The sequence below is a fragment of the Vibrio nigripulchritudo genome (assembly GCF_027924785.1).
GTDB classification, from domain to species: domain Bacteria; phylum Pseudomonadota; class Gammaproteobacteria; order Enterobacterales; family Vibrionaceae; genus Vibrio; species Vibrio nigripulchritudo.
In genome coordinates this window covers 1,361,837-1,382,126 of the sequence record NZ_AP027049.1, presented here as the reverse complement: position 1 = coordinate 1,382,126, position 20,290 = coordinate 1,361,837, and the positions used below count along the sequence as shown (strand labels likewise).

Genomic DNA, 20,290 nt, shown 5'->3' with positions numbered 1-20,290 from the left:
GTCGATGCACAAGGTAACGCTTACTTACGGTGTAGTGGCATCATCAACAATGGCGTGACAACCTACGTCGGTGCTCCATTCAACAGGCTGACCGAAACCTCCAACTACACAGTCCACACTCATCTCAGTTTGAACGGCTTCCATTGACATACCAGGGTTCCAGTTAATGGTTCTGGTTTCGTGACGCTTCAAGATTTGCTTCTCGTAGTTAGCACGCAGTGTCCACATAGCGTTAGTGCTAGTATCCACTTGCCCTAATTGAGATTGGCTATACTCTTGAATCTGGTCGAACAGTTCTGCTTGCAGCTCCGCCTGAATCGCTTCTACCGCTTTGATAAATGCTGCTTGGTTAGGCGCTTGCTCTTGGTACTGACCAGTTTTCGGGTTGTAGTACTCGACATATACCCCTTTCCCTTCCTGAACCAACTTCTTGAAGAAGGTTTGGATTTCGATGTCGACACACGCATAGTTATGGTAAGCCGCAAAAGTATGCGCTTGTTCAAAGGTTTGGTTCCAATCTACCGTAATGCGAGCAGCACGAGTTGCGCGCTCGGTTTCAAGTTCCCAATCTACAACTAAGCTGAAATATGGCGCGAGGCTGTTTCCAACCGCGAGGTCATCTTGAATGGCATAAGTCATGTCATTGTCTGGCAATGTGACGATTTGGAACGGCACGTTTACCGATGAGCTTGTTCTGCCACTCGGCACTTTTGCGTACGCTTTTTCAACGATAGAGGTTTCTTGCTGAGTACCGTCGATAGCCGTAACCGAACACTTGTTGATGGTCACGTTAACCGTTTGACCCAGCGCATCTGTAATGGTGAGAGGCTCATCAATACATTGAACATCGATTCGACCATCCGCATCTGCATCAATACCGTCAACCACAAAGAGCGCGGTTCCACGATTGACCACTGCTGGAGACACTCTGAAACCGACTTTTTCAGCTTCCGTTTTCAAAAAGTTTACGTCTTCAACACGTCCCATCGTGTTAAAAGCACCACCCATTCGAATTTGTGCTTCACCTGGGCGTAGTGCAGCCCAAGTACCGAATCGCGGCACATAGCTGCTAGCATTGAAGTTTGGACGAGTATTGTTTCCTCTTCCGCGGTAGGAAACGTAACCCGATTTAGGCACATACCAGATAAGGTCGTCAGCGTGAGAGTCTTTATAAAGGTAGTACTTACTCTCGATTTCAGCTGAAACGCTTGCAGGGAAATGACGGTATGCGTTGTCATCGTTTGGATCCATTGGTGTAGCTGTAGCAACGCAACTTAACAAAGCCGACGCAATCGCGCTCAGCTTAAGAATATGAGTCCTTTTCATTTTTTCCTCGAATTGACAAATGTATTTATAATTCAACGCGTTGAATATAAATTATGCCTAGAGGTGTAATGACAGAAGAAGTATCTAGCACTCAATATGTAGATATGCTCTGAAATTCAATATGCAATAAGAATCATTATCAAGAGATTTATGTGAGTAATTGCATGTTTTGTGGGGTTATTTAACAAGTTGATTTATAGTTTAACTAGTTAATAAGTATAGGTTTTTATGAATTCTCTACTTATAAGTTTGACAATTATTAAAATAAACAAATACTTAGTAACACGAAGAATACCCACTCTGAGCTTTGGGAAAATTCAACTAAATTAGAAGTACGAACACCAACTGAAAAAAGTTAAAGCATCATGAAGTTCTATCTCTTAGTCGAACCACGGATAATCGGCTCACAGCGTAGGGTGATGGATTGAGGAGCGAGACTCGAATCTGCGATATGATCGAATAGTGTATCTATCGTTGCGCTGATCATCTCTTCGTAAGGCTGGCGAATGGTTGAAAGATCATAGGCTCTGCTTTTTGCCAGCCGAATATCATCAACGCCGACAATGCCTATGTCTTCAGGCACTCTTAAGCCGAACTCGTAGCGAACGGCATCCATACCGCCACAGGCCATGATGTCGTCTGCAAAAAACAGAGAGTCTGGCTTTTCATTTGAATTGAAAATGCGAAGAGTGGCGTCGTAACCGGCGTCGTAACTGAACTCCCCACCTTCAACGATTTGCCATTTGTCACAGCCACGCTTTATCAGATTACTTAAAAAGCCGCGTTGACGTTCAACGGTGGCAGATGTGCCAACGGGACCAGTGACAAATGCAGGTCTTTCATAACCGGCATCCAGAATGATGTCTGCGGCTAATTCACCCGCTGCTAAGTTGTCACAACTGACGACGGTAACACTGTTTTCATCGGAGTTTCGACCAAAGATCACCACAGGTGTATTCTGCGCTTTGCAGGCGTCAGACAAAGCTTCAGGAAGAGATGCAGAGGTAATGATCAAACCGTCTACGTTGTATTCCATCACCAGTTCAACCGCTTCTTCAATGTCCAGTTCGTCGGTGACTTTGATGAGTAAGCTATGGCAATTACGCTTTTGAATTTCTTCGGTAAATTTGGAAAGAACAGGGAGGTAGAAAGGGTTATCAAAATCGGTTACCAAGATACCGATAAGGCTTGAACGGGATTTAATGCCACGAGCCAGACGGTTTGGTTTGTAATTCAGTTCGCTTGCCGCCGCCAAGACTTTGTCTCGGAGCTTGGAAGAGATGCTTGCCTCCGGGTTAAAAGCACGCGACACAGCAGACAACGAAACCCCTGCCCGCTCTGCAACGTCAACGACGGTCACCTTGCGCACTTTGAGTTCTGATTTCTTCGTACTGTCGTTTGTATCCATTCGCTTTCCCGTTATTTACATCTTTCGTCCCTGATAGCGCAGTCTAACTGAAAATGTTTTCAAAATCCTAATCACGCTATTTCTTTGCTGGTTTATTTAAAACGGCTCACAAAGCTGGTGTCATGGTGAATGTTGGTTGCTCCCTACCACAGCCAACATTCGTTACGTCGTTCGCCCCTACCGGCTAACGCAACCTGTGAGCCTAAACTTAAGGCTTTACCCACTATAGGTATCGGCTTTGATTAACGATATTCACCAGCCAGTTTTTCTACCAGTGCCAGGTTGTCCAGTGTGACAAAACCAGGACCAGAGTTAATGTGGTTTGATGGCATAACGCCGTAACGGTTAAATAGTGTCAACACCATAACTGGCAGATACCCTTGCAGGTATGGCTGCTGGTCAATTGCCCATTTGATGTTGCCATCTTTAATACCTTGGGCAATTTCATTACTTAGGTCGAATGAGCCGAAGTAGATTTTGCCTAGCTGACGGTTTTTCTCCAATGCACGAAGTGTTGGGTGTGCAGATGTAGGTCCCAGAGTAAGAATCGCTTCTGTGTTTGGATTTTTACGTAGGAAAGCCAGCACTTTTTTCTCGATGCCTGTTGGATCCTGCCCTGAATCAATCATCTGACCGCCCAGATCGACACCTAGCGCATCAGCGAAACCCTGACAACGCTCTACAGACGCTGGGTTCGTGATGTAGTGATTCACACAAAGGAAGTTTTTGATGCCATCTGCCTTGGCGCGTTTACCCGCTCCAAAACCTGCATCGTATTCTGGCTGACCAACGTGCAGCAATGCCCCGACCTTTTCGCTCTGCTCTTTAGTACCAGAGTTGATGGTGACAACTGGGATGCCTTTTTTCTTCGCTTTTTCAAGCGGGCCTTTTAGCACATCATAATCGGCTAAGGTGGTAATGATGCCCTGCGGATTCGACGCAACAGCCTGCTCGATGATACGAGCCATATCGGCTAAATCACCAGTAGGCGGGTTACGATATTCAACCGATACGTCCATGTTCTGACCCGCTTCTTTGATCGCGGTTTTGATTGTATTCCACCACGAATCAGCATCAGGTGCGTGGCTCACCAGCACGAAACGTTCTTCCGCTGAAGCCGTTGAAGGCAAAAATGCAATTGCAGTACTGCAAAGTGCTAATGCCAACACAGATGCCTTTTTCGCGATATTGCTCAGTAGGTTGTTCATCCGGATATCTCCATGTGTTGTGAATGAGGTGAAAGTCATCCAATTCCTTCACCTCTGTTTTCGTTTGAATGACAGAGCTTTAGTAGTTCGAGATTTGCTGATCTCGGTTATCAAGCCGATGCTGCGGCATCTGCTCTGGCAAACTCTGCCAGTTCTGCTTCAAGGGTTTCTAATTCCTCTCCACCTGACATCATTTCCAATATCTCCTCACGGGAGATGTCATCTTTTTTCCATGAGCCCAAGCTGCGCCCACGGTTCAATAAGGTAAATCGGTCTGCAACGGGGTAAGCATGGTGGACGTTATGGGTAATCAAAATCACCGCCAGCCCTTTCCCTCTGGCTCTCGCGACCACTTTTAGAACATTGGCCGACTGTTTCACCCCAAGCGCAGCAGTGGGCTCATCCAGAATCAGCACTTTTGCACCAAAGTGGATGGCTCTGGCTATTGCCAGACATTGTCTTTCACCGCCCGACATAGTGCCGATTGGGTGCTCTGGGTCTCGTACGTCTATCCCCATATCTGCCAGTCCATCGCGAGCGATTTCATTCGCGCGTTTTGTGTCGAAGACTTCAAAAGGTCCTATTTTCTTGGTTAGCTCTCGCCCCATAAAGAAGTTGCGCGTTACGCTCATTAAAGGGACTAAAGCCAGATCCTGATAAACCGTTGCAATCCCGGCATCCAGCGCATCTCTTGGTGATTCAAATTTCACCGGGCTGCCGTTCATTAAAAACTGACCTTCGGAAGGTTTATGCACGCCTGCCAGAGTCTTAATAAGCGTTGACTTACCTGCTCCGTTATCGCCAAGCAGACAGTGCACTTCACCCATTTTGACTTTCATGTCGATGTCTTTTAGCGCAATCACTGATCCGAAATAGCGGCTGACGTTTTTTAATTCGAGAATGTACTTATCCATATTTCACTCCTTGAAACGTCTTAGCGTGCGTTGGTCACTTTCTTGCGAATGAAGTTATTGAACAGAACGGCAATAAGCAGCATCACCCCTAGGAATACCCGGAACCAGTCTGAATCCACTCCGGTAAAGAAAATGCCCATCTGCACCACACCAAATATCAGAGCACCGAAGAATGCGCCGATAACCGAACCGTATCCTCCGGTAAGCAGTGCTCCTCCGATAACGGCAGCAATGATGGCTTCAAACTCTTTCAACAGCCCTCGGTCTGCAGCAGCCGAACCAAATTCAAGCACCTGACACGCCGCAAATACCGTGGCGCAAAATGCGGTAAACATGAAAAGGGAAATTTTGACTTTCTCGGTAGGTACACCCACGTTTTTTGCTGCATTGGCATCGCCGCCTGCGGCAAAAATCCAGTTACCAAATCGGGTTCTCAAGAGGACGAATGAACAAACTGCAGTAATAAGGAACCACCAGACAACCACCATAGGAATACCCGACACGATAGGAGAGCCGTCGGAGTAGGTTTCGATCAGCCCTATATTGGCGAGCCATTGGAAGAAACCCGTCCCTATCTGCCCGCCAAATGCCGCGGCCAGAATGTCGCCTTCCGCCACTTCAGACACACCAGAAAGAATGGTCTTATTAGTCAACATAATTGAAAGTGCAATGGTCAGACCGCGCAGAATGAACAAGAAAGCCAATGACACGATAAAGGACGGCAATCCGGTTTTCACCACGATATACCCGTTGACAAAGCCAATAGCCATTGCGCCCACAAACGCAAAGATGATGGCTAGCCAGACTGGCCATCCCCAATACACAGAGGGGATCGCAATCATCATGCCCGCAAAACCAATCATGGAACCGATGGACAAATCGAACTCACCGGCGATCATCAACAGGCAGGCTCCGACAGCAATAATGCCGAGCTGCGCCGAAACCGTTGTCCAGTTCATTATGCCGTCGGCGTTAAACATGCCTGAATCCCAGGCAACGATTGCAAAAAATAGGAAGACCAATATCGTACCCGATACTGCCCCCAGTTCAGGTCGTGACAGCAATCGATTCAAGGTTGAAACCTTGCGAACCCTTTCATCACCTTTCGAAGTCATGGGTACTGCCTCCGCTTCTACTTTCCCTGTCATACAATTTCTCCAAATCTTAATTCGCGCTATCCTCGAACTGCTTTGTCATCGCAGATCAGGCTAAGATGGTTTGTTCTATAAACGTTCGGCTTCTTTCCGCATCCGTTTTGGCGTCGCTCTTGGCTTTAGGGTCGGTGTCCTGCTCTACCGTCACCCACCCTTTGAAATCAATTTCAATCAATGTGTGTTTAACGGCGTCAAAATCGACACACCCTTCGCCAAGCGGACAGAATATGTTGTTACCAATGGCTGAATAAAAGTCGACACCATTTGCTACCGACTCTTTATGAACGGCGGCATTAATGTCTTTAAAGTGTAGATACTTCACGCGGTCTCGATAGGTGGACAGTACCTCACAAGGGTCCATACCAGCGTAGATGCAGTGCCCGGTATCCACACACAGAGACATTAACTCTGGTGGCAAATCGTTCATGGCACGATCAAGCTCATCGCGATACTCAATGTAAGTCCCGGCATGGGGATGAAGAGTTGGCGTAATGCCGTAGTCAGCGCAAATACGTCCGACTTCTTTCAGCGTGTCCATCATGAAGGACCAGCTTTCAGGAGAGAGGCGCGTGGCTGTGTCTACCTGCCCTGCCTGATCGGTTCTGGGTGAAGATACATGGTCTATAACCACCAGATATTTTGCGTTTTGCTGTTGCAGTATCTGGCAAACTTTTCGGGTTTGAGTGTAAATGGCTTCGCGATTGTCCTGACGATGCAGATGCACAAATAACGTACCTGCAATCAAGTCCAGCTCCCTTTGTGACAGCTCTTTCTCCAGTACCTGTTGATCCTGAGGAAGGTATCCCAAAGGTCCCAATTCCGTCGCTTTGTAACCAGACAGGCTGATTTCATTCAGCACTCTCTCCCACGTTGGGTTGTCTGGGTTATCCGGAAATTCTATTCCCCAAGAGCATGGGGCATTTGCAAGCTTTAGTTCCACTGTCGTTTCTCCGTGTGAAAAAAACACAAACAAAATTCACATTTAATTAACAATAAGCAAACAATAGTGGAAATGTTTTCAATGTGTCAACTTAAAAAGTCTATTTATTGACCAATTTTGTGCTCATGGATCTCATATTGATATAAATAAAGCTCATTTTTTAATTAACAAGCAATAAACATATTGAAAACATTTTCAGAGTGTGGCTATTATTTGATCAATACAAATCGTGAGTAGACAAGGAGCATAAAGATGACAACGGTTAGGCTCACAACAGCACAAGCACTGGTAAAGTACTTAGCAGCGCAATACATAGAGATTGATGGAAAGGAAGAGTCTTTATTTGGCTGCGCCTTTGCCATTTTCGGGCACGGCAACGTAACCTGCCTTGGTCAGCAATTGCTGGAAAATCAGGATGTATTTCCAACCTGGCGCGGGCAGAACGAACAGTCGATGGCTATGGCTGCTATTGCATACGCCCGAGCGAATCAACGCAAACGCATAGGAATTGCGACCTCATCTGTCGGTCCGGGGGCAACCAATATGGTGACTGCCGCTGGCGTCGCACATACCAACCGACTGCCTTTGCTTCTTCTTTCAGGAGACACTTTTAACTCTCGCCTTCCTGATCCGGTTTTGCAGCAGACGGAACATTTCAGTAACCCGACACTGACGGTAAACGATGCTTTCAAAACCGTAACGCGTTACTGGGATCGCATTACCAGCCCTGCGCAGCTAGTGGCTTCCTTGCCTCAGGCTCTCGCTACTTTGTTAGATCCTGGTGATTGTGGTCCTGTTTTTCTGGCGTTACCGCAAGATGTTCAGGGTGATGCCTGGGATTTCCCAGAAATCTTTTTCGAAAAGAAAGTCCATCGAATTCGAAGACCGCAGCCAGAATTTGAAGATCTAGAAGCCGCAGCCAACCTGATCAAGCAAAGTAAGCAACCAGTGATCGTGGCAGGTGGTGGCGTGTTTTACAGCGGTGCTCAGGCTGAGTTGCAAAGCTTCGCTGAAAAATACGACATTCCGGTGCTAGAAACTATTGCGGGCAGAACTCTGTTACCTGCGAACCACCCGCTTAACTGTGGTCCCATCGGTGCTACAGGCTCAGACAGCGCCAACAATATCGCTGAGCGCGCCGATTTAGTGATTGCTATCGGTACACGACTACAGGATTTCACTACAGGTTCTTGGACGGTTTTCCGCCGTGAAGACATGAAACTCGTGAGCATTAATACCTGTCGCTTCGATGCCATCAAGCACTGGTCGTGCCCGATACAGGCAGATGCCAAAGCAGCGATTGACCAGCTATCTCCCATGCTGACCAATTGGAAGATCGACAAAACCTGGTCGATCTATACAAGACAGGAACGTCAGAAATGGCTGGATATTGTCGCAAGTCGCACCGAGCCAACTGACACTGCCGCGCCGTCTTACGCACAAGTCGTAGGTCAGGTAAACCAGCTCGCTTCCCCCGATGACAGAATCATTACTGCCGCGGGTGGGCTTCCAGCAGAGCTGAATATGAACTGGCTCGCCAGTAAGCCGGGGCAACTCGACATTGAATTTGGTTTCTCTTGTATGGGCTACGAAGTGGCTGCCGGCTGGGGAGCCAAAATGGCTCGCCCTGATCATGATGCCATTGTGCTGGTCGGTGACGGTTCTTACCTGATGCTTAACTCCGACATTTATAGCTCCGTGCTCACTGGTCACAAGATGATAGTGGTGGTTTGCGACAACGCTGGCTTTGCCGTTATCAACAAACTGCAAAACAACACAGGTAACGAGAGTTTCAATAACCTGCTTAAAGACTGCACCACGGTACGCGAAGACGCAGAGCTGCCAAGAGTGGACTTTGTGAAACACGCACAAGGGCTTGGTGCTTTGTCTGAAAAAGTCGGCTCCCTGTCGGAATTTGAAGACGCCTTTAACCGAGCAAAAGAAGCGGATCGCACTTATGTGTTGGTCGTTGATATTGACCCGACAGTCTGGTCATCGGTGGATGCGTGGTGGGAAGTTGGCTTGCCAGAAGTAACCGACCGTCAGGAAGTGGTTAAAGCCAAAGCGACCTGGGATGAAGGTCGACGTCATCAACGCCGTGGGGTATAGGAGCCAGTGAATGTTTAATGAAGAAACACGATTAACATCCCCAATTCGCTGGGGACTGATAGGCGGTGGTCGTGGCAGCGAAATCGGCTATTCACACCGAGCCGCGGCTGCGCGTGACCGATTATTTCATTTTGTCGCCGGTGCACTGGACATCGACCACCAGCGTTGCATTGATTTCGGCACCAACCTTGGTCTGGAAGAGAGTCGCTGCTACGCGAATTACAAAGTGATGTTCGAGCAGGAAGCCAGACGTGAAGATGGTATTCAGGCGGTGTCGATTGCCACCCCTAATGCCACGCACTACGAAATTGCCAAAGCTGCGTTGGAAGCGGGTCTGCATGTAATTTGCGAAAAACCCGTAACTTTCCAGTCAAATGAGGCACTTGAACTCAAAAATATCGCCAGTGAAAACAATCTCATGCTTGCCGTGATGTACGGCTACACAGGGCATGTGATGGTGCAACAGGCACGTGAAATGGTTCAACGCGGCGACATAGGCAGTGTGCGAGTAATCCAGATGCAGTTTGCTCACGGTTATCACAATGTTGAAGTAGAGAAGCATTCCCCCGGAGCAAAATGGCGCATGAACCCTGAAGTCTCTGGTCCCAGCTTTATCATTGGAGACTGCGGTACACATGCCTTTTACCTTGCAGAATTGATCACCGGGTTGGAAGTCACGTCTTTACTGTGCAGCAAACAGTCTTTCATTGAGTCTCGCGCGCCACTTGAAGACAACGCACACGTGATCATGAACTTCAATAACGGCGCAGTGGGCACCATGTGGGCAAGCGCCATTAACTCCGGTTCCATGCATCAGCAAAAAATTCGGGTAGTAGGAGAAAAGGCCAGCATTGAGTGGTGGGATGAATACCCTAACCAGCTTCGTTATGAGGTTCAGGGCGAACCTGCTCAGGTGCTGGAACGCGGTATGCCTTACCTCTACAACGATGTGGCAGGCGTCAACAGTTCCCGAATCGGTGGCGGTCATGGTGAAGGGTTCTTTGAATCCTGGGCAAACCTGTATCACAGATTTGCATTAGCCATCGATGCATTTGAACGTAACGATAAGGCGTTTCTTGATAACCACTGGTATCCAGACATAAACGCCGGGATCAGCGGCGTTAAGTTTGTCGAGTCGTGCGTTAAATCCGCCGATAACGGTGCAATATGGGTGAACTGCAATGAGTAGCGAACTGGTATTGCATGACTGGTCTGCCAGCCACAACCGTCCTATCGAGGCAATCTGCCTGGGGCGGGCGGGCATGGATCTGTACGCCAGTGATTTTGGTGCAACGCTGGCGACCACTTCCACTTATCACAAGGCTGTTGGCGGCTCGCCCGCCAACATCGCATTTGCCCTTTCGAAGCTGGGTGCCAACGCTGCAATTTTAAGTTGCGTCTCGAAAGACGGCGTCGGTGAATTTGTTCGCAAGGCAATGGAGAAGCAAGGAATCAACACCGATTTCCTGTTCACTGTAGGCGGCGAACATCGAACCAGCCTTGCGTTGGCAGAGTACGATCCTAAGCCTGAAGTGGTGATCTATCGGAACCTTGCCGCCGATCTGGCACTGAGTGAATCACACATCTCTGCGATCGATTTTAGTCAGATACGTGCGCTTGTGGTATCTGGTACGGCATTGTCTCGGTCGCCATCAAGAGAATCCTGTTATCTAGCAATGAAAAAAGCCGCTGCTGAACACTGCAAAGTAGTACTGGATCTGGATTATCGAGCGTATAGCTGGCAAAGCGCGGAAGAGGCAGCGTCTTGCTACCAGAAAGCCGCGGAGCTGAGCGACGTCATTATCGGAAATGAAGAAGAATTTCAGGTGATGATGGCATCCGATCTTCATTCAAAAGACAGCGACGCTATGGCAGACATCGCAAACCAGTTACTTGCAAAAAAGCCAGAGATGATTGTGGCTAAAGCGGGCGAACATGGCTGCAAAGTATTTGGGCTGGACGCGAATCAGTCACTCACTTCGTTCTCTCAGGGCATTTTTCAGGTAGAAGCCAGAAAACCTTATGGAGCCGGGGATGCGTTTGCCGGAGCACTTCTATTTGGTTTGCTACGTGGGCAGCCACTTGAAGACAGCATAGCGTTAGGTTCCGCGAACGCCGCCATAAACGTGATGGGCAACACTTGTTCTGAAGCCATGGCAGAACTGCCTGAGCTGCTGGCATTTATGAAAACGCATCGTTATGACTTTTCACCTCAGTTTTCCCTCTTATCTCACAAGGAGTCGTGTCATGGGTAAGCATATTCCACCATTCGATAATCAGAATCAGCCAGTCATCGACGTCAATGACGACACTACTCCACTGTGCTATTTCAACCCCGTATCTCTTAAACAAGGAGAGAGCCACACTTATCGTTTAGAAAGCTACGAGAGTGTTGTGGTTCTGGCTGGCGGAACCTGCGATATCACGGTAAATGGCGAAAACTTCCCTGAGATTGGTCAGCGCGAATCGGTCTGGGATGGCGATCCTTCTGGCGTCTATGTGCCTGTTGGATCCGAAGCAGTCATTACCTGTGTTTCTAATGCCGCCGACGTGCTTATCGCTGGTGGTCGATACGATGATAAAGACAAACCCGAGCTTCAGCCTTTTGCCGTCACCCCAGATGAGGTCGACAAGGTGCAGTACGGCAGCGACGACACCAAAACTCACCGCAAGATCAAGCACATTCTGGGGCAGAAAAACGCGGATCAACGCGGTCGCTTACTGGTTAGCGAGCTGTTCACCGTCGGTGCAGGTGGCTGGTCTGGGTTCCCGTCGCACAAACACGACGAAGAACGACCACCAACAGAAACGCGTTATGAAGAAGTCTACCAGTTCCGCTTTAATCCCGGACAGGGGTTTGGTGCACAGTTTCTGTATGAGCACGAAGACGATCAGGGTCCGGTCTATCACGTGAAAACAGGCAGCGTGATCGCCATCGACAAAGGCTACCACCCCAGCGTTGCTGCTCCGGGATACGAAATGTATTACTTCACCATCATTGTGGGTGAAAGCAGCAAGTCCCTGATCCAGTACTTCGACCCTCACCATGAATATCAGGTGCACACCATTCCCGGCATCAAAGATATGGTCGCGAAATTCAAATAAGGTAGAAAACACATGCTTGTATCACTCAACGAGATACTGCCACAAGCCTCGGCAAGTTCTGGCGCGGTTGCCTGTTGCAATGTGTTCGGTATCGAAGAAGCCATCGCCATTGTAAAGGGTGCAGAAGCCGTGGATCGCCCTGTGATTCTCGCCGTGAATAAAGACATGGTCGACCTTGCAGGCGTGGACGTTATGGCAGGGATTCTTGTCCCCTTAGCTAAGCAGAGCTCGGTGCCTGTGGTGGTTCACCTGGATCATTGCTACGAAGAAACCGTCGTCTTTAAAGCGATGAAAGCGGGATTTACATCGGTCATGTTTGACGGTTCTCAGCTTCCTTTCGAAGAAAATCTGTCGCGAACGTATCAGGTGAGTCGGGTTGCCCGCTCTATGGGCGTATCGCTAGAAGGCGAGCTTGGATCGGTTCCTTATGAGGAAGGACGAGATCATATTCGTTCAGAACTCACATCACCGCAAGAAGCCTGGCGCTATGCTAAAGAGAGCGGCGCAGACGTGCTCGCAGTTTCCGTCGGCAACGTTCACCGAAAAACTGAAGCCGATTGCCCCATTCACTTTGAATTGTTACAGGAAATTGAGCAAGACATGCCGATTCCCTTGGTGATTCACGGCACAACTGGTATTCACCCTGACGACTTAATGAAGCTTAAGCGCACTGGCGTTGCTAAATTCAATGTCGGTACCACGCTACGCATGGCTATGGGTAAACGTATTCGAGATTTGATGGAACAGGATAGGCACTTCGACCGCAGCCGGTTTGCTCTGGCCGCCATGCCTGCTTTGCAACAGGAAGTGGAACGCGTATTAACCCTTCTCGCCCCGGATTAAGGAAAACCTGATGAGCGTATCTATTCAAAAATTAGGACGAAGACTAAGGCTGGCAGTGATCGGAGGCGGCCCCGATTCTTTTATCGGTTCGATTCACCGAAGTGCCGCCACCATGCATGAAGAGTTTGAAGTGGTCGCGGGAGTAGTATCCTCCAATCCGGAACGCTCTATACAGGCGGCGGAGTCTATGGGGCTAAGAGGTTATGGTTCGCCCGAAGCGCTCTTTTCTTCTGAAAACAAGCGCGAAGACGGTGCCGATGTGATTGCCATTATGACGCCAAACAATTCGCACTATGACTTATCCGTTCAGGCTCTGGAGCATGGCTTTCACGTGATGTGCGAAAAGCCATTAACCATGAACGTGGAGGAAGCCGATGCGTTGGTGAGCAAAGCCAAAGAAGCCGGAAAATGTTATTGCGTGGCATACGGATACACTGGCTACCCTATGGTTCGGCAAGCCAGAGCAATGATAGAACACGGCATACTTGGCGAAATTAAAATGCTTCAGAGCCAATACATTCAGGGACATTTGGCGGAACTGACACCCAGCGAAAAAGACGGCACAAACTGGCACATGAAGCCTGAACTTGCTGGTCCGTCACTGATTCTGGGGGATATTGCCACTCACAGTTACCACCTTCTGAGCTACGTATCCGGCATGGTGCCACAAGCTTTAAGTGCGGATGTGACGGCTTTGGTCGATGGTCGGGAAGCCCATGATTACTGTGGCATTCAGCTTCGCTACGCTAATCAGGCTCGCGGGCAACTGTTTGTCACTCAGGCAGCCGCTGGTGGTGTGCACGGATTAAGCTTTACCATTTATGGCACCAAAGGTGGGCTGGAGTGGAATCAAGAACAACCCAACGAGCTACTGGTTCGCCCAATTAATGCCCCTGCCTACGTCTTAACAAAAGGCGGTAAAGGGTTACTTCCTGAAGCGGAGCGAGTTTCTCACGTCGCCATTGGTCACCCCGAAGGGTATCGCGAAGCGTTCGCCAACCTCTATTTCGATTTGGCACATCATATCGTGGCTCTAGAGCAAGGCGAATCACCCGACCCTCTTTGCCTTTCCTACCCTAGTGTTGAAGAAGGCGCAGAAGGCATGGCATTTGTCTATTCTTCACTGGATTCACGGGACTCTGACAGCCAGTGGACTTCTGTTAGAAAGTTTTGATGAATTGATTTTGAGAAAGCCCGCAAGCTAGAGTTTGCGGGCTTTTTGTTTGAAATCCGTACAGCTGAATAAGTTTGTTGCCACCTACAACGCAACAACTCCACCATATATAAATTAGTAGTTTTGCTGTTTAATAACTGATTGTTAGGGTCTGTTGACCTTTCGAGCTGATTTTTGCAGCCTTTTGTGGGTTCTTTATACAAGGCAGCGCTTAATCGGTGTAGTCGCTCTACATCAATAAGCGGTAACGCAGTAGAAAGGAGCCACAAAGGCTGCCCGAAGGGTTCGTTTCTATGTGCTTTACTCTTTGTTGCAAGGTATTTGCTTAGAATGACTAGGCTAAAGACCTTGCGCCGCGATTAAAACACATAGAAATCGAACAAAATTTAACCGCGAAAGGTCAACAGACCCTAGATAACTAATTGTGAAGATCGGAGGCATTTTGGCAAAAGTATTCTTAATAGAAGGACCTGTTGGCGCAGGAAAGTCGACGTTTTCCAAAGATCTGAGCAAACGAATGAGTGCGCCACATATAAACCTCGATTCTTGGATGAGCAGACTCTTTAGCCCCGATCGCCCCTCGACAAATATCTTTGAGTGGTATGTTGCAAGGAAGAAGCGCTGCAATGAACAAATATGGGAAGTCGCTCTTAGCATTCTCAACTCCGGTAGCGATGTCATTCTTGAACTGGGACTGATTCAATCAGATAGTAGAAAGTCGATGTACGATCTTATCAACGAATCTGGACACAAGGTTTCTGTTTACGTGTTGGATGCCCCGAAAGAGCAGAGAAGAAAAAGAGTGCAGTACAGGAATATTTCAGAAGGGAGTACTTTTTCAATGGAAGTCTCTGATGAAGTATTCGAACTTGCCAGCAATATGTGGGAAGAGCCAAATGAAATCGAGTGTACGAAGCAAGAGGTGATTTTTGTGCCTCAGTCAGATGTTGACCAAGCATTCCAGCGAACAAGACGTTAAACGGACTAACTGGCGTGATCTGTTCTCTATAACAACAATCAGGCGATCTTAGGCTCGCCTGATTTTATTACACCTTATAAATATCAATAAGACGTTATTTCACTATGGCTGGCATGGGTCAATCAGTTTCCAGTCGCCATCTACTTTTGATGCGTCAGGCTGTTGCCCTTTTGTCCACCATCTCGCTTCAAAGGTCTTGTTTCCATAGGAAACTTGATCACCTGTAACATATACCTGACTGGCGCTCCAAGGTTCAGCGGTGCCACAAGTCTGTGTTGCGCTACCTGTAACCGTAATCTGGAAGGTCTGGCTGGTGACGATCTGGCTGTCTGATACTTGCAGTACCACTTGATGGCTACCAATATCTGCATCTGTTGGTGTACCGCTAAGTACCAATGTGCTCGCATCAAAAGATAGCCATGCAGGTTTGGTTTTGGCTCTGAATCGTATTTCAGGGCTGTCCACATCCTTAGCGCTAACTTGATAGTGATATGCCATACCACTGGTCGCATTCACCGGAGCGACTGAGGTGAACTCCGGAGCCTGATTCAAACCTATCCCTTCAGAGATTGAGAAATCTACGTTTGAAATATCAAAGAAGATGTTATCAACCGCTTCAACTTTGATTCGGGCAGTGTTACTTATCGAATTCGGTAGAACAACCTCCGCTTTACCTGTGTTAGGGGCGTTTGTGGCTAGGGTGTGTGGGTAAGTTTTACCGCCATCCAGAGAAAGCAGGATGTTTACCAAACTTACACTCACTGGTGGTAAATGGGTTCCTGCAACTTGCCAGCGTACCGTCTGCGTTGAACCGGGAAGCCAGTTTACTTTTGTATTTGGTTCGCTGACCACAAACGGACCCGCAGTTCCATCGACTGTAATCACACGCTCATCCCATGAAACCTGAGGCGATTCTGCATTGTTATCCCGAGCCACTAACCGAAATTTGTAGCTGCGTGCCACAGAAGAAAGTACCTCCCAGGTAGGCGTCTGGTTGTTGATAATTGCGTCTAGGTTGGGCAGGTAACGAGTTGGAGATACGGCTGGTAGTTTTGCTCTGAATGTGGGGCCTGTCACTTGACTCGCGGTTGGACGTGCGACCAAATCACCCCGGTCAATTTGTTCCCAACTGTAGGTTAAGCTGGCTTGGTCTTCTGTATCAGCTGCCGACCCTGTCAAAACAAATGGCGTTTCTTTTGGAATTGTCACGTCTGGTCCTGCACGGACGACTGGAGGTGTGTTTAATGACATCTCAGACGTACCGCATCCACTGCCATACCCGCGATCCATAAAATGACGAACATTCCCGATGCTATAGCTATGGAACATGGCATCGGAGTTCACTTGAACATTTGGTCCGCAAACGCCCGCATAACCCATGATTGTTGACCCACTTCCCGGCTCCACCGCATTGTAAGAGACGCGATTACACCCTGTATTGTGGGTATGTTCGGCACCAAATTGGTGACCAATCTCATGCGCGACAATGTCGATATCAAATGCATCACCCATTGGCATACCTAACCCTGAAACACCGCTTCCTTTGCCTCGGGTACAAACAGAACCGATGAGCGCGCTTCCGCCGCCCGTTGCACTGAACAGATGACCAACATCGTAACCTTGCTGACCAATCACCTTATCAATGACGACCTGACTTTCTCCTTGCATTAAATCTGAGCGATTATTTGTGTAGTAATCGTTTACATCGAGGGAAAATAGCTGATCAGTGGTAGGGATCAATTGCAAGCGTATGGCCAAATCACGCTCATAGATCTCATTCACTCGGTTGATTGTGGTTGCAACGGCTGACATCACGCTCTGTTTTGTCCCACCATGAAAGCGAGAGTATTCATAAGTCGTTGCTATTGCTAAACGATATGTTCTTAACGGATACATATCTGAAGTTCCAAAACCTGAGCGCCCAGATCGGAATGAAGGAGCATTGTTAAGCTGAGAATCACTGTGAGTCAGTGTTTCTTCGATAAGGCGCAAATCCTTGGTTTTGTGATAATCCTTTTTGAAATAACTGATGTATGTTCTAGTATTTCCTGATTCATAAGGGTCGATATAGAACGTACCGTATTTCTCTGATGTCACCATCGCATGAAACCCTTGCAACGTGTAGTCCAGTACAATTCGAGTATTCTTAGTCTCCGCACTGGTTCCGCTAAACGTTTTAATCCCGGGATAGCGCGCAGCCAGTTCAACTGGCAGCACTTGATTTGGCGCAACAACAAAGGTTTCGTAACCCCCATTCGGCAATGGGATAGAAAGATCGACGCTTGCTGCCCTTTCATTTACCAAATCTGTAGAAGCAGTTACGGTCTGATTTAGGTGATGTTTAAGTTGGTCAAGTTCTAACTGAATTAAGCGGAATTTAGCTGGCTTGATATAACGTTGGCGGTCAGCTTCGGAAGTGGAAGAGTGTTCCACCGTTTCTTGCCAAAACTGGGCACTTGATGGCTGGTTTATGTATTCTTTTTCTAACGCAGCTGAGTGGACGTCATTAGCAGCAATCGCCTGACTCACACCGAGGGCTGTAGCAGATAAAGCAAAACAGACATTAATCCATCGATTCATATTTTTTTTCATGTAGGGCTCCAAGAGTGATATGCCCTTTCAGGCATATATAAACACAGTGTTATTTGGATAAATGCAGCTCGCTGAATTTCACAATAGAAAGTTTGCGTACAGTAAAAAGCAGCATGTCTGTTACTCCCAAGACATGAAGAATCACTCTATTGAGAAAACCATAAGTTGCCTATTATCAATGACATACAAGATTAACAACACCAACCGCATGGATTCTCTTTTTCGTGTCATTTCAATGAATTGAAATGACGTTGAGCTCAAAATGAGAGATCATTCATATGATTAATAATTTCCACTTTATTTTATAAAAACAAAGTGAAATCATACGCATATGTAAATTCTTTCACCTCGATTTAAAAGGATATTTTTGTTTTTCTGGCGAACCCCCTAGTCGTTTTATTACTTTCCAGCCAAATCCCCACACAAATACAAAACATTCCAATACCACAGCTTTTTGGTGGTTTACCCTACTAAACCAACTTGTTAGTATTCGCTCGCGGTGAAGCTGTTCTTTTGCCATGGGCTTCATAGGAGCATCACAGCTTTCTGGCTACCGTCACCATCTTTAATTTGACTGTTTTTACAACTGTATTTGGAACTACATGAGCACGTTGCACACACCTGAACAAGAGAAACTGTCTAAAATCAGTGAGATAAGGCTGGAAAACGTGAGCTTACAAATACAGGGAAAAACGGTGTTGAATAACCTGTCGTTTGACGTTCAGGTTAGGCGTCTCGGGGTAATTGGACGCAACGGTTCAGGCAAGTCTACTTTGTCCCGAGTTTTATCTGGATTGATTGAAGTGAATTCCGGCGAGGTAAGGGTCGCTCAAATCGATCCTTTTAAAAATCGTAAGGGAGCACTGACTGAAATCGGGATTTTGTTCCAGAACCCAGATCACCAGATCATTTTCCCGACGGTCATTGAAGAGATTTCTTTTGGTCTCCGCCAGTTAGGTCAGTCCAAAAATGAAGCAGATGACAATGCCCGCTCTGTGCTGGCTGAATTTGGTAAAACTCATTGGGCGAATGTTCACACCTCTGCCCTTTCTCAGGGTCAGAAACACCTGGTGTGCCTTATGGCTGTGGTCGCGATGCAGCCAAACCTAATTATCTTGGATGAGCCTTTTGCCGGTTTAGATATTCCGACCAAAAAACAGCTACAAAGATACTTAGATTCGTTTTCCGGTAGCTTGATACATATTAGCCACGACCCGGCAGATATTGAGCACTACGACCAGGTCCTCTGGATTGAATCCGGTAAGTTATCGGAACTGGATGCACCAGAAGTTGTGCTGCCAAAATATCTGACCGAGATGGAAAGATTGGGGGAAAGTGATGATATCTCTAACCTCTCCCATTGAGACCAGAGCGCATAGCTGGTCGGCAGGATACAAACTCTCTGCTCTGGCTGTAACGACTATTGCTCTGTTTTTTGTTCAGCATCTTCTTTTACACCTCGCTTTCCTTATCAGTGTTTTGATTTTGTATGTACTCCCTGGGAAAGCATTCTTCATTCAGGGAATGAAACACCTAAAAATCTTGTGGCCAGTGGTGTTGATCATGGCTATTTGGCATGGCTTCACGCAAGAGTATCAATTAGGGGCAATGGTTATAATTCGAATGATATCCGCCGTTGCCCTTGCCAACCTTGTTACTATGACCACTCGCCTAGCCGATATGATGGATGTCGCCCATTTTGTGGCACGCCCTCTAAGGCGATTTGGACTGAGTAGCAGAGCGCTGGAACTTTCAATCGCTTTGGTCATTAGAATGACACCCGTTTTAATGTCTAAAGGACAAACACTTTCTCTCGCATGGCGAGCACGAACAACAAAACGTGCCGGCTGGCGAATTATTATCCCTTTTACTGTTATTGCACTGGACGATGCTGACCACGTAGCCGAGGCGCTAAAAGCGCGCGGCGGTACACACATTTTGGAGAAAAAATAAATGGAAAAGAACATTGCATACATTGCCTTGTTTGCAGCACTGATTGTCGGACTTGGCATAATCCCTCCCTTTACTTTAGGTTTCGGCGTGCCAATCACGGCGCAGAGCCTTGGCATTATGCTTTGTGGCGCGATTTTAGGCGCTAAGCGAGGCACTCTGGCGGTGCTGCTGTTGCTTCTGCTGGTTGCTATCGGGCTCCCTGTATTGTCTGGTGGACGCGGCGGAATTGCGCTATTTGTAGGTGCTACAGGTGGGTTCCTTATTGGCTGGCCAGTTGCTGCCTTTGTTACCGGTCTTATTGTCGAAAAATGGCGCAGCGCAAACCTGACTTTGGTTGCGACAGTTGCAGCCATCGTCGGTGGTATTATCGTGATGTATATCTTCGGGATCGTTGGAATGTCTATCGTACTAAACAAGACATTGCTTGAAGCAAGTGCTCTGGTCACTGCCTTCATTCCTGGCGATATCGCCAAAGCAGTAGTGACGGGGTTGATTACCTCAGCGATTGCGAAAGCCCGACCAGCAAGCTTGCTGTCCCGTGCAGCCTAGTTAATCTGATTCGAGATAATTTACTTTTTGCCGCGG

The 20,290-nt window shown here is 47.7% G+C and carries 17 protein-coding genes; 10 read left to right on the top strand and 7 right to left on the bottom strand.

All coding sequences use genetic code 11. From position 1 onward, the window contains the following. Positions 1–24 precede the first annotated feature (24 nt). From QMG91_RS06575 to QMG91_RS06550, 6 genes are all read right to left on the bottom strand, one after another. Positions 25–1,326 (bottom strand): hypothetical protein, encoded by a 1,302-nt coding sequence (locus QMG91_RS06575; protein WP_022551038.1) that lies wholly within the window; start codon positions 1,324–1,326, stop codon positions 25–27. Positions 1,327–1,699: 373 nt separating this feature from the next. Beyond that, the gene (locus QMG91_RS06570; RefSeq protein WP_281829755.1) at positions 1,700–2,734 is read right to left on the bottom strand and encodes a LacI family DNA-binding transcriptional regulator; all 1,035 of its coding nucleotides are present in this window, start codon (positions 2,732–2,734) and stop codon (positions 1,700–1,702) included. Between the two features lie 242 nt (positions 2,735–2,976). Beyond that, positions 2,977–3,942: a sugar ABC transporter substrate-binding protein gene (locus QMG91_RS06565; RefSeq protein WP_004409187.1), complete on the bottom strand. Its 966-nt coding sequence runs from the start codon at positions 3,940–3,942 to the stop codon at positions 2,977–2,979. Positions 3,943–4,052: 110 nt separating this feature from the next. Further along, a complete protein-coding gene (locus tag QMG91_RS06560) occupies positions 4,053–4,856 on the bottom strand; it encodes an ATP-binding cassette domain-containing protein (protein ID WP_004409189.1) in 804 nt (267 codons plus the stop codon). A 20-nt stretch (positions 4,857–4,876) separates the two neighbouring features. Next, positions 4,877–6,004 carry an ABC transporter permease gene (locus QMG91_RS06555; RefSeq protein WP_022551040.1) on the bottom strand — a complete coding sequence of 376 codons (1,128 nt, stop codon included), beginning with the start codon at positions 6,002–6,004 and terminating at the stop codon, positions 4,877–4,879. A gap of 55 nt (positions 6,005–6,059) precedes the next feature. After that, positions 6,060–6,950 (bottom strand): TIM barrel protein, encoded by an 891-nt coding sequence (locus QMG91_RS06550; protein ID WP_022602622.1) that lies wholly within the window; start codon positions 6,948–6,950, stop codon positions 6,060–6,062. A gap of 252 nt (positions 6,951–7,202) precedes the next feature. Here QMG91_RS06550 and iolD point away from each other — a divergent pair, with 252 nt between their 5' ends. From iolD to QMG91_RS06515, 7 genes are all read left to right on the top strand, one after another. Next, positions 7,203–9,059: a 3D-(3,5/4)-trihydroxycyclohexane-1,2-dione acylhydrolase (decyclizing) gene (gene iolD, locus QMG91_RS06545; RefSeq protein ID WP_281829750.1), complete on the top strand. Its 1,857-nt coding sequence runs from the start codon at positions 7,203–7,205 to the stop codon at positions 9,057–9,059. 10 nt (positions 9,060–9,069) lie between these two features. After that, positions 9,070–10,248, top strand: coding sequence for a Gfo/Idh/MocA family protein (locus QMG91_RS06540; protein WP_281829749.1), 1,179 nt, complete (start codon positions 9,070–9,072; stop codon positions 10,246–10,248). Then, positions 10,241–11,314 carry a 5-dehydro-2-deoxygluconokinase gene (gene iolC / locus QMG91_RS06535; protein ID WP_281829748.1) on the top strand — a complete coding sequence of 358 codons (1,074 nt, stop codon included), beginning with the start codon at positions 10,241–10,243 and terminating at the stop codon, positions 11,312–11,314. Before QMG91_RS06540 ends, iolC begins: the two co-directional genes overlap by 8 nt. After that, entirely contained in the window at positions 11,307–12,164 is an 858-nt protein-coding gene (locus QMG91_RS06530; protein ID WP_281829745.1) for a 5-deoxy-glucuronate isomerase, read from the top strand. Before iolC ends, QMG91_RS06530 begins: the two co-directional genes overlap by 8 nt. Before the next feature lie 12 nt (positions 12,165–12,176). After that, positions 12,177–13,007: a class II fructose-bisphosphate aldolase gene (locus tag QMG91_RS06525; protein WP_281829742.1), complete on the top strand. Its 831-nt coding sequence runs from the start codon at positions 12,177–12,179 to the stop codon at positions 13,005–13,007. A gap of 10 nt (positions 13,008–13,017) precedes the next feature. After that, positions 13,018–14,181 carry a Gfo/Idh/MocA family protein gene (locus QMG91_RS06520; protein WP_281829740.1) on the top strand — a complete coding sequence of 388 codons (1,164 nt, stop codon included), beginning with the start codon at positions 13,018–13,020 and terminating at the stop codon, positions 14,179–14,181. A gap of 442 nt (positions 14,182–14,623) precedes the next feature. After that, positions 14,624–15,160 (top strand): AAA family ATPase, encoded by a 537-nt coding sequence (locus QMG91_RS06515; RefSeq protein WP_281829738.1) that lies wholly within the window; start codon positions 14,624–14,626, stop codon positions 15,158–15,160. A 102-nt stretch (positions 15,161–15,262) separates the two neighbouring features. Here QMG91_RS06515 and QMG91_RS06510 read toward each other — a convergent pair whose 3' ends face one another. After that, positions 15,263–17,752: a reprolysin-like metallopeptidase gene (locus QMG91_RS06510; RefSeq protein WP_281829736.1), complete on the bottom strand. Its 2,490-nt coding sequence runs from the start codon at positions 17,750–17,752 to the stop codon at positions 15,263–15,265. 602 nt (positions 17,753–18,354) lie between these two features. On the opposite strand from QMG91_RS06510, the gene QMG91_RS06505 reads away from it, so the two are divergent. Genes QMG91_RS06505 through QMG91_RS06495 form a run of 3 tightly spaced genes read left to right on the top strand, consistent with a single transcriptional unit; the run spans position 18,355 to position 20,254 of the window. After that, entirely contained in the window at positions 18,355–19,116 is a 762-nt protein-coding gene (locus QMG91_RS06505) for an energy-coupling factor ABC transporter ATP-binding protein (RefSeq protein WP_281829734.1), read from the top strand. After that, positions 19,091–19,705, top strand: a complete 615-nt coding sequence (locus QMG91_RS06500; protein WP_281829732.1) for an energy-coupling factor transporter transmembrane component T family protein — start codon at positions 19,091–19,093, stop codon at positions 19,703–19,705. The genes QMG91_RS06505 and QMG91_RS06500 overlap by 26 nt, the downstream gene beginning before the upstream one ends. Beyond that, on the top strand, positions 19,706–20,254 hold the full coding sequence (locus QMG91_RS06495) for a biotin transporter BioY (protein WP_022551053.1): 549 nt from the start codon (positions 19,706–19,708) through the stop codon (positions 20,252–20,254). The last annotated feature ends 36 nt before the right edge of the window (positions 20,255–20,290 follow it).

Coding starts and splice junctions, on each gene's coding strand:
- QMG91_RS06555 (WP_022551040.1), bottom strand. CDS start 6,004: ATGACAGGGAAAGTAGAAGCGGAGGCAGTACCCATGACTTCGAAAGGT.
- QMG91_RS06520 (WP_281829740.1), top strand. CDS start 13,018: ATGAGCGTATCTATTCAAAAATTAGGACGAAGACTAAGGCTGGCAGTG.
- QMG91_RS06560 (WP_004409189.1), bottom strand. CDS start 4,856: ATGGATAAGTACATTCTCGAATTAAAAAACGTCAGCCGCTATTTCGGA.
- QMG91_RS06495 (WP_022551053.1), top strand. CDS start 19,706: ATGGAAAAGAACATTGCATACATTGCCTTGTTTGCAGCACTGATTGTC.
- QMG91_RS06540 (WP_281829749.1), top strand. CDS start 9,070: ATGTTTAATGAAGAAACACGATTAACATCCCCAATTCGCTGGGGACTG.
- QMG91_RS06510 (WP_281829736.1), bottom strand. CDS start 17,752: ATGAAAAAAAATATGAATCGATGGATTAATGTCTGTTTTGCTTTATCT.
- QMG91_RS06565 (WP_004409187.1), bottom strand. CDS start 3,942: ATGAACAACCTACTGAGCAATATCGCGAAAAAGGCATCTGTGTTGGCA.
- QMG91_RS06500 (WP_281829732.1), top strand. CDS start 19,091: ATGATATCTCTAACCTCTCCCATTGAGACCAGAGCGCATAGCTGGTCG.
- QMG91_RS06570 (WP_281829755.1), bottom strand. CDS start 2,734: ATGGATACAAACGACAGTACGAAGAAATCAGAACTCAAAGTGCGCAAG.
- QMG91_RS06525 (WP_281829742.1), top strand. CDS start 12,177: ATGCTTGTATCACTCAACGAGATACTGCCACAAGCCTCGGCAAGTTCT.
- QMG91_RS06505 (WP_281829734.1), top strand. CDS start 18,355: ATGAGCACGTTGCACACACCTGAACAAGAGAAACTGTCTAAAATCAGT.
- iolD (WP_281829750.1), top strand. CDS start 7,203: ATGACAACGGTTAGGCTCACAACAGCACAAGCACTGGTAAAGTACTTA.
- iolC (WP_281829748.1), top strand. CDS start 10,241: ATGAGTAGCGAACTGGTATTGCATGACTGGTCTGCCAGCCACAACCGT.
- QMG91_RS06575 (WP_022551038.1), bottom strand. CDS start 1,326: ATGAAAAGGACTCATATTCTTAAGCTGAGCGCGATTGCGTCGGCTTTG.
- QMG91_RS06530 (WP_281829745.1), top strand. CDS start 11,307: ATGGGTAAGCATATTCCACCATTCGATAATCAGAATCAGCCAGTCATC.